14 protein-coding genes are annotated in these 13,370 nt (G+C 61.5%); 2 read left to right on the top strand and 12 right to left on the bottom strand.

Translation table 11 applies throughout. The features are described 5' to 3' along the window. Window positions 1–26: 26 nt before the first annotated feature. Window positions 27–1,121: an aspartate-semialdehyde dehydrogenase gene (gene asd / locus BAD_RS00750; RefSeq protein ID WP_011742678.1), complete on the top strand. Its 1,095-nt coding sequence runs from the start codon at window positions 27–29 to the stop codon at window positions 1,119–1,121. Between the two features lie 215 nt (window positions 1,122–1,336). On the opposite strand, the gene BAD_RS00745 is transcribed toward asd, so the two are convergent. The 4 genes from BAD_RS00745 to dnaX form a co-directional block, all read right to left on the bottom strand. After that, window positions 1,337–1,903: an ACT domain-containing protein gene (locus BAD_RS00745; RefSeq protein ID WP_041777211.1), complete on the bottom strand. Its 567-nt coding sequence runs from the start codon at window positions 1,901–1,903 to the stop codon at window positions 1,337–1,339. Between the two features lie 92 nt (window positions 1,904–1,995). Next, entirely contained in the window at window positions 1,996–2,757 is a 762-nt protein-coding gene (locus tag BAD_RS00740; RefSeq protein WP_003807502.1) for an aspartate kinase, read from the bottom strand. Between the two features lie 119 nt (window positions 2,758–2,876). Beyond that, window positions 2,877–3,479, bottom strand: coding sequence for a recombination mediator RecR (gene recR, locus BAD_RS00735; RefSeq protein WP_011742676.1), 603 nt, complete (start codon window positions 3,477–3,479; stop codon window positions 2,877–2,879). A 116-nt stretch (window positions 3,480–3,595) separates the two neighbouring features. After that, the gene (gene dnaX, locus BAD_RS00730; protein WP_011742675.1) at window positions 3,596–6,040 is read right to left on the bottom strand and encodes a DNA polymerase III subunit gamma/tau; all 2,445 of its coding nucleotides are present in this window, start codon (window positions 6,038–6,040) and stop codon (window positions 3,596–3,598) included. 265 nt (window positions 6,041–6,305) lie between these two features. Between dnaX and BAD_RS00725 the strand changes: the two genes are divergently transcribed. Then, window positions 6,306–6,902, top strand: a complete 597-nt coding sequence (locus BAD_RS00725) for a TetR/AcrR family transcriptional regulator (protein ID WP_033499555.1) — start codon at window positions 6,306–6,308, stop codon at window positions 6,900–6,902. 103 nt (window positions 6,903–7,005) lie between these two features. Here BAD_RS00725 and BAD_RS00720 read toward each other — a convergent pair whose 3' ends face one another. The 8 genes from BAD_RS00720 to BAD_RS00685 all read right to left on the bottom strand — a co-directional run bounded on the left by BAD_RS00720 (window position 7,006) and on the right by BAD_RS00685 (window position 12,692). Beyond that, a complete protein-coding gene (locus tag BAD_RS00720) occupies window positions 7,006–8,121 on the bottom strand; it encodes a diacylglycerol/lipid kinase family protein (protein ID WP_041777466.1) in 1,116 nt (371 codons plus the stop codon). Window positions 8,122–8,218: 97 nt separating this feature from the next. Further along, on the bottom strand, window positions 8,219–8,611 hold the full coding sequence (locus BAD_RS00715) for an Rv3654c family TadE-like protein (protein WP_227561380.1): 393 nt from the start codon (window positions 8,609–8,611) through the stop codon (window positions 8,219–8,221). Between the two features lie 79 nt (window positions 8,612–8,690). Beyond that, complete coding sequence (locus BAD_RS00710; RefSeq protein ID WP_003807487.1) at window positions 8,691–9,056, bottom strand: TadE family type IV pilus minor pilin; 366 nt, start codon at window positions 9,054–9,056, stop codon at window positions 8,691–8,693. Between the two features lie 2 nt (window positions 9,057–9,058). Beyond that, window positions 9,059–9,301, bottom strand: coding sequence for a DUF4244 domain-containing protein (locus BAD_RS00705; RefSeq protein ID WP_368099832.1), 243 nt, complete (start codon window positions 9,299–9,301; stop codon window positions 9,059–9,061). A 311-nt stretch (window positions 9,302–9,612) separates the two neighbouring features. Continuing rightward, a complete protein-coding gene (locus tag BAD_RS00700; RefSeq protein WP_003807480.1) occupies window positions 9,613–10,128 on the bottom strand; it encodes a type II secretion system F family protein in 516 nt (171 codons plus the stop codon). Then, the gene (locus BAD_RS08610; protein WP_021913231.1) at window positions 10,125–10,649 is read right to left on the bottom strand and encodes a type II secretion system F family protein; all 525 of its coding nucleotides are present in this window, start codon (window positions 10,647–10,649) and stop codon (window positions 10,125–10,127) included. The genes BAD_RS00700 and BAD_RS08610 overlap by 4 nt, the downstream gene beginning before the upstream one ends. A 245-nt stretch (window positions 10,650–10,894) precedes the next feature. After that, window positions 10,895–11,887, bottom strand: a complete 993-nt coding sequence (locus BAD_RS00690; RefSeq protein ID WP_011742672.1) for a CpaF family protein — start codon at window positions 11,885–11,887, stop codon at window positions 10,895–10,897. Further along, complete coding sequence (locus tag BAD_RS00685) at window positions 11,868–12,692, bottom strand: P-loop NTPase (protein ID WP_011742671.1); 825 nt, start codon at window positions 12,690–12,692, stop codon at window positions 11,868–11,870. The genes BAD_RS00690 and BAD_RS00685 overlap by 20 nt, the downstream gene beginning before the upstream one ends. Between the last annotated feature and the right edge of the window lie 678 nt (window positions 12,693–13,370).

Here is a 13,370-nt window from a genome sequence, read left to right as displayed (position 1 = left end):
CGTTCCAGCATAAGCGAAAGGTTGTTATGTCCGAAAAGATTAAGGTTGGCATTCTCGGAGCTACGGGCATGGTCGGACAGCGCTTCGTGACGCTGCTCGAAAACCATCCGTGGTTCGAACTGGTCACCCTTGCCGCGTCCGCGCACAGCGCCGGCAAGACCTACGAGGAGGCCATCGGCAGCCGCTGGAAGATGGAAACCCCGATGCCGGAGTTCGTCAAGCACATGGTCGTCAAGAACGTGGCCGACGTCGAGGACGTGGTCAAGGACGTCGACTTCGTGTTCTCCGCGGTGAACATGCCGAAGGACGAGATCCGCGCCATCGAAGAGGAATACGCGAAGACCGAGACCCCGGTCGTGTCCAACAACAGCGCCCACCGCTGGACTCCGGACGTGCCGATGGTGGTGCCGGAGATCAATCCGGAGCACTATGAGGTCATCGAACATCAGAAGAAGCGCCTGGGCACCACGCACGGTTTCATTGCCGTCAAGCCGAACTGCTCCATCCAGGCCTATACTCCGGCTTTGGCCGCGTGGAAGGAATTCGAGCCGCACGAGGTCATCGTGAGCACGTACCAGGCCATTTCCGGCGCGGGCAAGACGTTCAAGGATTGGCCGGAAATGGTGGGCAACATCATTCCGTTCATCTCCGGCGAGGAAGCGAAGTCCGAGAAGGAGCCGCTGAAGGTCTTCGGCCATGTGGACGAGGCCAAGGGCGAGATTGTGCCGTTCGACGGTCCGCTGCGCATCACCTCGCAGTGCATCCGCGTGCCCGTGCTCAACGGCCACACCGCCACCGTGTTCATCAACTTCGGTAAGAACCCGACCAAGGACGAGCTGATCGACCGTCTGGTCAACTACACCAGCAAGGCCGCCGAGCTTGGCCTGCCGCACGCTCCGAAGCATTTCATCCAGTACCTGACCGAGGATGACCGTCCGCAGGTGCTCAAGGATGTGGATTACGAGGGTGGTATGGGTGTTTCCATCGGCCGTCTGCGTGAGGATTCCATTTTCGATTGGAAGTTCGTGGGATTGGCGCACAATACCCTGCGTGGCGCCGCCGGTGGCGCGCTGGAAAGCGCAGAAATGCTTAAGGCGTTGGGTTACATCACCAAGAAGTGATGCGACGTTTATGCGGCTTGGGTAGCTAAACCGTAAGCCGCATAAACGAGCCATAGCCAAGCAAAAGGCCGACTCTTCGGAGCCGGCCTTTTGCTTGTTTGGGGACTGCTTGGCACGGTATGCAACGTACGGCGTGAATCGTAAAAAGCAAACGAAAAGGGCACGGTCGCAAAACCATGCCCTTTAAAAATACTGGGAAACTGAAGCCAGCACTATCAGCGGCCGGTGCCGCCGTACACCACGGCTTCCACCTGGTCGGCGTCCAGACCGTAGGCGGTGTGCAGCGCCTTGACGGCGTCGTTGAGCTGCTCGAGCGGTACAAGCGCGGCGATGCGGATTTCGGACGTGGAGATCATCAGCACGTTCACGCCCTTGTCGCTCAGCGCGTTGAAGAACTTCGCGGCCAGACCGGAATGGGTCTTCATGCCCACGCCGACCACGGCCACCTTGCCGACGTTCGGGTCGACGTCGAAGGACTGGAAGCCCAGCTCGCCCTGCTTCTCCTGCAGCACTTCCTGGACCTTGGCCGCGGCGGTGCCCGGCACGGTGAAGGAGATGTCGGCGGTGCCGGTGGAGGCGGAGGCCTGCACGATCATGTCCACGTTCACGCCGGCCTCGGCCAGCATGGTGAACACCTTCGCCGCCATGCCCGGCTCGTTCGGCACGCGGCGCACGGTGGCCAGCGACTCGGTGCTGTCGTGCGCGACGCCGGAGATGATCGGCACTTCCGGCCCCAGGTCGGGGAACAGGTCGCCCATGGACTGGTTGTTGTCTTCGCTCATGTTCTTACCTTTGTTTGTAAAGTCTTATTTTCGTTTTCGCGTTGTCTTGCAATTATTTGCGATTGCCTGCGATTACGCTGCCCGGCTGCCGTTCAGATGTTCGGCAGGGTGCGCGGATCGACGCCTTCCGGCACGATCAGCGTGCCGCGACGGTGGGAGAAGGAGCTGCGCACGTGCAACGGCATGCCGAATCGCTGCGCGTATTCCACGCAACGCAATGCCAGCACCTTGGAACCGCAGGACGACATTTCCAGCATCGATTCGTAGTCGATGACGGGAATGCGACGGGCGGTCGGCACGATACGCGGATCGGCGGTGAACACGCCATCGACGTCGGTGTAGATTTCGCAGATGTCGGCGTCCAGCGCCACGGCGAGCGCGACTGCGGAAGTATCGGAACCGCCACGGCCGAGCGTGGTTGCGTCGCCGCCTTCGTTCACGCCTTGGAAGCCGGCCACGATCGCCACGGAACCCTTATCCAATGCACGACGCACGCGATCGGGCTTCACGGCCTTGATATGCGCGGTGCCGAACTGCGCGTCGGTCATGAAACCAGCCTGGGAACCGGTGAACGAGTATGCATGAGAACCGGCCGCATGAATCGCCATAGCGAGCAAACTCATCGAAATACGCTCGCCTGCGGTCATCAGCATGTCCATCTCGCGCGCCGGCGGGTTGGAATCGATGCTGAGCGCCTGATCGATCAGGTCGTCGGTGGTGTCTCCCATGGCGGAGACCACGACGGCCACGTCATTGCCGGCGTTCTTCGTTTCGATGATGCGTCGGGCCACGCGCTTAATCGATTCTGGGTCGGCTACGGAAGAGCCGCCAAACTTCTGCACGATGAGAGCCACAACTTATCCAATCTTCTTCAACGTATCACCTGCCTGATTCGGCAAGTGAAGTTCATTATAGGAAAAACCTGATTTGTCAAGTCCGGACGCGCCCAACATACGGAACATTCGGGACCCGTTCAGACGGCGCGACGGCCGGCGAGCGCACGGCCCAGGGTGATCTCGTCGGCGTATTCGAGGTCGCCGCCCACCGGCAGGCCGCTGGCAAGGCGCGTCACCTTGATGTCGGTCTGGCTCAGCAGCTGCGAAAGGAAGCTGGTGGTGGCCTCGCCTTCCACGTTCGGGTTGAGCGCGAGGATCACCTCCTTGACTTCGCTGTCCTTAAGCCGTTCGATGAGTTTGGCGATGTTGAGGTCGCTTGGCTGCACGTTGGCCATCGGGTTGATGACGCCGCCCAGCACATGGTACATGCCTCGGTATTCGCGGGTGCGTTCGATGCTCATCACGTCCTTCGGCTCTTCGACCACGCAGATCACGCTGTGGTCGCGGCGTGGGTCGGCGCATACCGGGCATGGGCTGGTTTCGCACACGTTGCCGCAGATATCGCAGAACCGTACTTTTTCCTTGACTTCCGTGATGGCGTCGATCAGTGCCTGCGATTCCTCATCGGGCGCGTTGAGCAGGTAGAAGGCGATGCGTTGCGCGCCTTTCGGCCCGATGCCGGGCAGGTTGGCGAACGCGTCGATGAGTCGTTGGATGGCGCCGTCATAGGCCAAAGCCATGGTTCATACCTTTCGTTGACTGGTTGCCGCAGCCACGTTCCGGACAACTGACGTCTGATGGCCAGCGCCCGGTACTCGCCGTACGATAAGCGACATGCGACGTGCGGTGGCCGGTGTCAGTCGTCAAGTGTTTTCTTCACCTGCATGTTGCGCGGATTATGCGGATCGTCCGAGCTGAATTCCTCGACTTTCTTCACTTCGAACACCCTGTTCAGGTCGTTCATGTCCAAAGCGTTCGATGCGCCGATCGATTCGTCGCTCATGGAGTATTCGTCGTCTTCCGGGGCGACTTCAGGCTCCGGCGGTCCCGCCTGCACCGGCATGGGGGCTCCCCATGGGTCATCCGCGAATCCTGCCGGCGATGACGCCGGCTGCTGGGCCTGTTGCGATTGCATTTCGCGGGCGCTTTGCCGTGCGCTATGTCGTTCGCTGTGCTGTTCCGGCTGGTTTTGCCGCGGCTGCTCCGGCCCATTCGGTTGGCCTTGCTCCCGATCGTCCGTCTGCGGCGTGGGCAGTGGCGTGGCCCACGGATCGACGTCATCGCTCACATCCGGCACGTCCACATGTTTTACGTGGTGTTCCGGCGGCTGTACGTCGTTGGCGTTGCCTTCGGCGATGGGCGTCTGCGGAATTGGGGTGTTCCACGGATCGTCGTCTTCCGGCTCCTTGGCAACCTCCTTGCCGAGGTTCGCGGTCAGCAATGTGGCGGCCTTCAGCTGTTCCTGCACCAGCTGCGCGTTGATCTTGCTCTGCTCTTCCGGGCTGAGCTTGCTCCACGGCACCGCGGTGGAACCGTCGGCAAGCTTCTTGGCCGGCGCGAGAGTGACATCAGGGCCGAACACCTTATGCACTTCGCCGCGCACGATCTGCACCACATTGGTGGTGCCGTCGACCGCTTCCTTGGCCACGGCCTTGGCGAACGCGTATTTGCTCAACGACTTGTCGAATTTAATCCACAGTCGGCCTTTGACCCCGTCCAGCAGCACGCGGGGCACTTTCTCGCGGTCCACGTAGCGACGGACATCCTCAGGCAGGCCGGCAACGATCGCGTCCCACTTCTGGTCGGGAGTGCGATCGTCCGTTGCCGCAGGCTGGGGCGCGGACTGAGTCACGGACTGGGTGGGAGCGGATGGTTCGGCATTGGATAGTTTGGATGGCGCAGACTGCGTTTCAACCGGCTTGGACTCGGCTGAAGCGGCCGGCTCGCTGCCTTCCGACAGAGGTCCACCCATCGCCTGCTGGACTTCCGCCAATACGGAGGCCGCTCCGGAAACGACGGCATCGGCTGGATTCGTGGGAGCCGCGGACGGTTCCACGGCATGCCTTCCACGTGCCGATTGCGCGGCGTACCTACGGGAACCGGACGGACGCTGCGATTCAGACGCTGCGGCACCGCCCGCATGTCCAGCTTCCGGCATGCCGGACGATGGTGCGGCGGCTTGCGCGACCACGCCTGTCTCACGACCGGCAAGAAGGCGGGCGGCGAGCAGTTCCAGGCGCATGCGCGGCGAAATCGCACCGGTCATGTTGGCCAGCGTGGCGTTGATCGTATCCGCCATCTGCGTAAGCGCGGCCAATCCCAACGAAGCCGCCTGGCGATGCAGATCGTCCATGTTCTCGGTCGCGGTGTCGTCAGACAGCACGCTTTCCGCACGCTCACCGCCCAAGGTGAGCACCAGCAGGTCGCGCACGCGTGCCAGTAGGTCCTCAACGAAACGTCGGGGGTCGAATCCGCCGACCACGACCTTTTGAATGACGCCATACAGCGCCTCGCCGTTCTTGTCGGCGACGGCGTCGATTGCCTCGCCGATAAGCGCGTCCGGCGTGAAACCAAGCAGCGCGACCGCGGAATCGTAAGGAATCTTGCCGTCGACGGCACCGACCATCAGCTGGTCGAGCACGGACAGCGTGTCACGTACGGATCCGCCGCCGGCACGCATGGCCAAGCGCAGCACACCCGCTTCGGCCTCGATATGCTCGTCGGCGCAGATCTGCTCAAGATACGGGCCCATGACCTCCTGTGGCACCAGACGGAACGGATAGTGGTGGGTGCGGGAGCGAATGGTGCCGATCACCTTGTCCGGTTCGGTGGTGGCGAAGATGAACATGACATGCTCCGGCGGCTCCTCCACGATTTTCAGGAGCGCGTTGAAGCCCTGCGGCGTGACCATGTGGGCCTCGTCGAGGATGAAGATTTTATAGCGATCGCGGGCCGGGGCGAATCCGGCACGTTCACGCAGTTCACGGGCATCGTCCACACCGTTATGGGAGGCGGCGTCGATTTCCACCACGTCGATGGAGCCGGGGCCGCCGGTGGCAAGGTCACGGCAGCTGGCGCATTCACCGCACGGATGCGAGGTCGGACCTTTGGCGCAGTTGACGCAACGGGCCAGAATACGCGCGGAACTCGTTTTACCGCAGCCGCGCGGTCCGGAGAACAGATAGGCGTGCGTGAGCTTGTTCTCGTCAAGCGCACGCATCAGCGGAACCGTGACCTGATCCTGTCCGATCACGCCATCGAACGTGTCGGGACGATACCTTCTATACAGTGCCAGTGCCATCGCAAATTCCTTCCGCCGTAGTGTTCTAGAGTATCGATGAATTACGACACGTTCGCCAATCGGGAAGCGCCGAGGCCGACCATCTCCGCAAGTCCATCGCGTGTCTGTCTGATCTACAACCGGCGCAGCCGGTACTCTGGAAATCAGACATGAACCGTGTGATCGGCGTACCGTCGGTCACGAACGCTGACTGTTGCGCGCCTAAAACCCGTGCGTCACCACCATGCCGCACAAGGCGTTGCCACGCGATTGGGAGGAGAGAGCCATGACCGGGAAACCGGAAGCGTCCACCAGCACCATTGGAGACGCGCGTCGCTTGCAGATCGTGCAGGCGGCACGTGAGATCTGCTTGGAAAAAGGGTTTTCGAAGATCACGATCAGCGATATCGCCGAACGGGTCGGCATGACCAGATCGCTTTTCTACCACTATTTCCAAGACAAAGACCAGGTTGCGGATGCCGTGCTCGACGATGTCATCAGCGAAGTCATCGCCCGCCTGGAAGAGTGGAACGAGCATCGCGAGGCCGGCAACATCTCGAAGGCGCTTGACGATGTGGTGCGGCTGACCCGTTCGCTCATCGCCGATGAAGGCCCGTTCAGCCAACGTCTCATCGAGGATGGCAACGCTGCACTGTATCTGAGGTTCATCGACCGGGCCGCGGACCGCATTTCCGAATACCTGTGCGGTTCCACGGTACGTGAATTCGAGGAAAAGCACGGCATGCCGATCCGCAACGAGCATGAGACCTTCTACACGCTGATCGTCGGCTTGATCTCGCTGATCAGACTGCATCCTGACATTGACGATGACATTGTCAGGCAGGTGGCGGCACAGACGCTGCATTTGGACGAATATCTGTGACGGTGCTCCCACACGCGTCATTTCCGCCGGCAAGCAACATATAACGGCCGTTCAACGTCCGGAGGGGCATCGAGCGGCACCGGCTGGCTGACGGAAAACGACGTCAGGCGAGGAATCTACCGGTAAGAGGGTCGCGACCGTCACGTTTGATGGTTTCCAACACCCGTTCCTCGCTGTCGGCCGCCTGCGCTTCCGCCACGGCCGGCGGCACCAGCACACGCAGCGCACTGTCCTTGGCTAAGACCTTCACCGGCAAATGGCCCACGTATTCGCCATCGGCCATCAACACCGAAGGCTCATCCCCTTCGGTGGCGCGGGTGATTTCAATGTCGCGCACCCGCTTCCATCCGAAAGCATGGCTGCCCAGCAGTCGGCCGTGGTAGGCGCGTGCCACCGCGTCCACGCACTCCCGGAAATTCGGCACATGGTCAAGCCACACCAGATCAAGCAGTCCGTCCGCGAACCGTGAATACGGGGACACCTCGATGCCGCCGCCGATATGGCGGGAATTGGCCACGGTGAGCAGTGGCGAGATGATATCCCGCTCCTCCACCGAACCGTCGGCCAGCGTGGCCTTGATGTGGTATCCGTAGCTTTTCATGTGTGTCAGCTCCACGATGACCGCGGCGAAATACCGCAGCGAGCCATTCGGCAGATGCGAATGATTGGCGCGGTCGTTGATGCTTGCGTCCAAACCGCACGACAGCATGCCCGCATAATAGCGGTCGATCGGCGAGCGCGACTGTGAAACATCGGTTCCGTCGGTCGAATCGATGGCATGACCGTCAGGCAACGAAGTCACCAAGCCCATGTCCACGTCGATATGCGTGCCGCGCACAATCGCACCGACAATGCCTTCAACGGCGGTTTCGACGCGATTGACCGGCAAATCCAGTCCGCGTGCGAAATCATTGCCGGAGCCGATGGCCACGATGCCGAGTGGTTTGCCGGAGCAGCCGACTGCGTTGGCGCCTAACGCGACCATGCCGTCGCCTCCGACCGCGACCAGATAATCGTATTCGTCGCCGCGGCGGCGGGCGTTGGCCAGGGAATCGTCGAAGCTTGTGCCGGTCACATCGATTACGTCGAAGCCGTGCTTGCGTCCGGCTCCGCGCAGCAGATCAATGACATGACCGCCCACTTGGGCGCCCTTGCCTTTGTTCGATGTCGGATTGCAGACCACGGCAACGGTCGTATTCGCATGTGACGTCTTGCTCATACTTGTACGATAACCATGTTTCACGTCAAGCGCCAGATTGCCCATTACCTTCAGCTGAACATTCCGTGTCGTCATGCAACGACTGTCCGGCAATCTCCTAATCACAGGCAATAGGCCCCGCACGTGACTGCCGGACGACCCACGGTGCGAACGGTACCTGCGTGGCCGCCTGCACGGCGACCACCGCATCCTCGCCTTCAATGGCACAGGATTCGAGCCGGGTTCCATTGCCCGACGTTGTACGCGATGCGGCCGCGCACGGGTCGGCGGCACCGTCACGCAGCGACTGCGCGGCGGCCACCGACGCCAGGTCGGCCGTATTCTGCGCGCGATGCACGCACAGCAGCAGATTGCCTGCCATGGCGACCGCACCGAGCATGGCCGCGACGATTGCGATCAGCGCGACTCCCGATATGGTTCCGGAACCTTCGTCCGCGCCTTTCAGCACATGCAACACTCGTCGCACATACTGTTTCACGTCATGTTTCACGGAAGTCGTTCCTTTCTTGCCGCGCATTGGAAGCCTTTCAAAAACCGTTACGGACAGCACGCTGTCATGAACATCGCAATCAGAAATACCGAGTTGCCTTGCCCACGACGCTGGCGGGCAGCACGCCGGTCGGATCCGCCGCAACCGGGCAACGCACCACAACGGTGACGCTGTTCGCATTGGCGGCGAACGACACCGTGGAACCGCCACCGGCAATGGTTTGCGCCGCGGCGCGGGCTTTCGCTTCGCCGCCGGCGTCAATCGCCATGGCCCTCGCACCGGCGGCCGCAGCGTCCTGACAGTTCATGGACACTATGGAGGCACGCCCCAAACACAGCACCAGAATCGCCACCGCGGCCACGCAGGGAAGCACCACCGCGAATTCGGCGGTGACGGTTCCGCAATCGGCGTCACGGGCATGGCGTCTCCACCATCGCGCAAGCATGGTTACCCCACGCTCAACGCTTTCTTGATGAGGCCGGTCAGCAGCGTTTTCACGACATCCGATTTCACGATGGCGATCAGAACCGCGGCGAATGCCGTGGCCGCCACCAGCACCACCGCGTATTCGGCGGTGACCGCGCCCTTCTCCGGCTCGGCGGTCAGCAGGCGCATGCGCGCGTCCAATAGGCAGACCGCCTTATTGGCACGTTCCTTGGCCGCGCATAACTTCTGGCCGACGCGACCCATCAGACCCGGCGAACCATCGACATTGATTGACATTGCGTCGTTCATGACGCTCCTTTCATTCGGCTAATCCCGGCCGATTGACCGGGTACGCTCAGTGTCAGGTATTGGCATCGGCGATGGCATGGTTTTCGTGGGTTGTGGTCGAAGAACGTGGGTTATCCACACCCTCGGCGTGTCATCCACACTTATCCACAAGCGATTAGGGCATGACGGAACGGACCGCGCATCATCCGTCATTCCGACCGCGGTCCGATTCGAGCAAATTTGAGCCAATTCGCACCAACCCGCACTACCCCATGGCGAATCGGCCGCTACAGAAACGACATCACCGCCGGAATCACGCCAATGGCGACAAAGGCCGGCAGCATGCACAGGCCGGTCGGTAGCAACAACCGAATCGACAGTTTCGCCGCCGACTGTTCAATCCGCGACCGTTCATCCCAATCCAGCTGCTCGATTGCGGTTGCCAACCGATTCACCGGCGAGGAGCCGCTCGACCATGATGAGGAGAACGCGTCACGGACCACGGCGCAATCATCATCGTCAGGCCATGCCTCATTCCATGGCATGCCACTATTCAGCCGTTCTCCAGCCGAGCGCAATCCACCGCCGAACTCGCCTTCCACAATGTTTCCGACCGTAATCAGCGCGCGTGGAATGGACGCTCCTTGACGTATCGCCACGCTCAACATTTCCAATATCAAGGGCAATGGCAGATTGCATGACCGCACGTCGGAATCGGGCGGATTTCTGGCTGGCGACCATTCATACAGCCATGTCGCGCCAGCGGCGCCCACCGCTGCCAGCATCGGCCATGCCAAGCTCATCGCACATGCTCCTGCCGCATCAGCCTGCGAATCCAATACCAGCCGACGGCATAACAGCAGCCGGCGAAGCCGAGGCACATCCATCCTTTCACGTCTTCCACAAGGAATCGCAAGGGATGGGCTCCCATGCATTCCCCTAGCATCACCGTCAGCAACGGCAATGCCATCAGCAGCTTCACCGTGGCCTGCGGCATGGCAAAAGCGTTGGCACGCAAGTCGTCGAGCAGCCGTCGCCGCTTCAACGACGCCGCGACGGCCTCCAGGCATCGGCTCATCTCGCAGCCCAACTGCAGACTCAACGTGCAGGCCGCATGAAGTTCCGCACCAAGCTGATCCACATGCTTGTGTTGTTCCTGAAGCGAGCAGCGGCTTCGTACGGCCATGTCAATACGGAAACGGGTCAGTTCAGGCACTGCGAAAGGAGCGCCCTGTAATTCCTCGAACGCTTGGACCAAGGTGGCTCCGCTGCGTACGGACGCCCGCAGCGCGGCCACGCATGCGGCAGCGCCGATGGTCGGCATCCGTGGCGATGCATCCCGGTTTTCCCCATCGTTCCGGACTGTTCTGCCATGCCCGTCGGATTCATCATCACAAGTTCCATCTCCATCGGCCCCGCCGCTATCGTCAGCCGAACGAAGCCCGAAGCGAACCAGCACACGCTGTAATCGCCGCAATCCCGCCCATTCCACGTTCCGATTCAGCCACAGCCAGACGGCCATCGACGCCAGCCATGCGGCGCAATATTCCCAACCACACGCATCACGCATCATGCGCTCCATCGGCTCATGAATCCATCCCAACGTTGGCCGGCACGGACCGTACGGCCATCCCAGGCGGCCAGCAGACGCCCATGCAATCGCCCTTCCACCGCTTCCAATCTGCCGACCTGCGCAATGCGCCGTCTGCCGGCGATACGTTCCACATGAAGCACCACGTCGAACGCATCCTCGGCGAGCGCCGCCGTGGCGCGTGGCTCCAATCCGGCCAGCAAACCCAATGAGACCAATCGCGCCGGAACCGCCTCCACTTGATTGGCGTGCAATGTGGTCATGCCGCCTCGATGCCCGGAATTCAAGGCTCTGAGCAGATCCACGACTTCACCGCCACGGCATTCGCCGACCACCACGCGGTCCGGTCTCATGCGCAGCGTCGCGCAGATCAGTTCGGAAAGGCCTATGCCGCCGGCACCTTCCGTGTTGGCTTCGCGTGTGACCAGAGACACGTGGTTGGCATGTTGGATCATGCCCAATTCGCGCACTTCCTCGACGGTGACGATGCGCTCGTTCGGCGGGCATCGCATCAGCATGGCTTTGAGCATCGTGGTTTTGCCGGCACCGGTGCCGCCTGTCACCAGCACGCTTGCCTTGCGGGACACCAGTCCGGCCAGCAGGGGCAGCCATTCGGCTGGAAACATGCCGTTGCGCGCCAACGATTCCAGATTGGGCGAGACCGCATCGGGCAATCGTATGCTGATGGCCGCGCCCTGCGGCACCAGTGGTGCGATGACGGCGTGCACGCGCAGACCGTCCACGGTGGAGGCGTCGGCGATCGGGCAGGCGTCATCAAGCCGTCGGCCAAGTTGCGAGCATAATCGCGCTGCGAATTCACGAATCGACTGCGCTGACGGAAAGCATCGGCGCAGCAGACATACTTCCTGCATGCCTTGGCCGCAATCCGCCCAAACCGTGCCGTCGCAGGTCACCGCGATGTCCGTGACGCCCGGCTGCGAGGCGATGGCGCTAAGGGGTCCGAGTTCCATGCTTCACCCGCTTGCCTTCCAACGATTCCTGCAGTTCATCCGTGAGCGCGGCCAAGGCTTTGACGGTTTGGCGGTTCGGCCTGCGCAGGCCCAGGCCGTCCAGCAGTTCGCCGCACAGCTTGGCGTCCGGTTTGACAACCGCCGCGAGGGAATGGCCAAGATAGTTTTCCGTCTCTTCCAGCGTGGTCACGCCACGTCCACGTGCCACGCCGCGCGGTTCAACGCCGACGATATGGCCATGTTTCTGCCGTTCCGCCGTTCCACGCGATTGCATGGCCACTTTGGCTCGGGCCAGTCCGAGCACCGTCATTTCGACCACGGTGATGTGTGTGGCCTGGGCCAGTTCCGGAATGTCATCGAGTCCACGCCATTGCCCGGCGTCCACGATCACCGCGTCCTTCACCTGCGCGAGCGCGCGGATGCATGCCTGGATCTCCCAGGATTGCGGGTTTTCGCTTCGCCAGGGATTGCAGGCCAGCAGCGGCACGCCATCCCACACGGGCAGTTCTCGCAGCAGCGCTTTGCCGTCCACTTTGCCGAGCGGGGCGCTGATGTCTCCGAAGCGTGAACCGTCTTCGTCTTCCACACCGAGCAGCACGTCAAGACCGCCACCGTTGAGATCTGCGTCTACCAGCACGCTTTTGCATCCACGTTCCGTCAGTTCGCGGGCCAGCAGCGCCGCCAACGTGCTGGCACCGACTCCGGCGACGGCGGATCCGACCACCACGACGTTGCGTGGAGCAGGTTCCGGTTGCGCTTCAACGGGTTTCAGCCGTGTGGACGACGATTCCAACGGCGAACCCATGAAACCGCCCGCCACGGCAGGCCCGGCCCATCGTGCCGACGTTCGCGCGTCCACGGCGTTCTGCGGCGTATAGAACCGTTGCGGCGAGACCGTTTCCCGCCGAACGGTTTGCTGGGATCGAGTCGGCTGCCGCACTCTGGCCGCTGGCTGCGACCGGATTTTCGGCGAACACGTCACGCGCACGTCACGGCCTCCGTATGACGGCAATGGGACCGGAGGGACCTGTAATGAAGAAATTGCATCGCTCATACCGCCGATTGAAAAACGAAACCGCACATGGGTTCAAGCCGAAACGGCACCTGTGGTCGGAGAATGTGGGTTATCCACACCCTCGGCGTGTCATCCACACTTATCCACATCGCAACGCGATTCGGCACATCGCAAGACATTACGCAACGCAGCACGGCGCAGCGCAACAAAAAAGGAAGACCCGCCGAAGCGGGCCTTCCTGCAAGAATCTTCGGAGCAGAATCGCTGCACAACAACATCGTCGTAACGGTAAGTCTATCCAATGCCCGTTCAACGTAACAACCTATCTCGGTCATACACACCTTGTGGGGCTCTGCTCTTCAGTTGTTCTTGTACTTCGTAATTATGCTCGCCATTGCGGCAAGTGCAAACCGAAACGGGACGATGTTCCGTATTTATCGCAACTGTTGCTTTCCGATCGCAAGAATC

It is taken from the genome of Bifidobacterium adolescentis ATCC 15703, from assembly GCF_000010425.1.
In the GTDB taxonomy this organism is placed as follows: Bacteria; Actinomycetota; Actinomycetes; order Actinomycetales; family Bifidobacteriaceae; genus Bifidobacterium; species Bifidobacterium adolescentis.
This window is presented reverse-complemented; position numbering and strand designations above follow the sequence as displayed.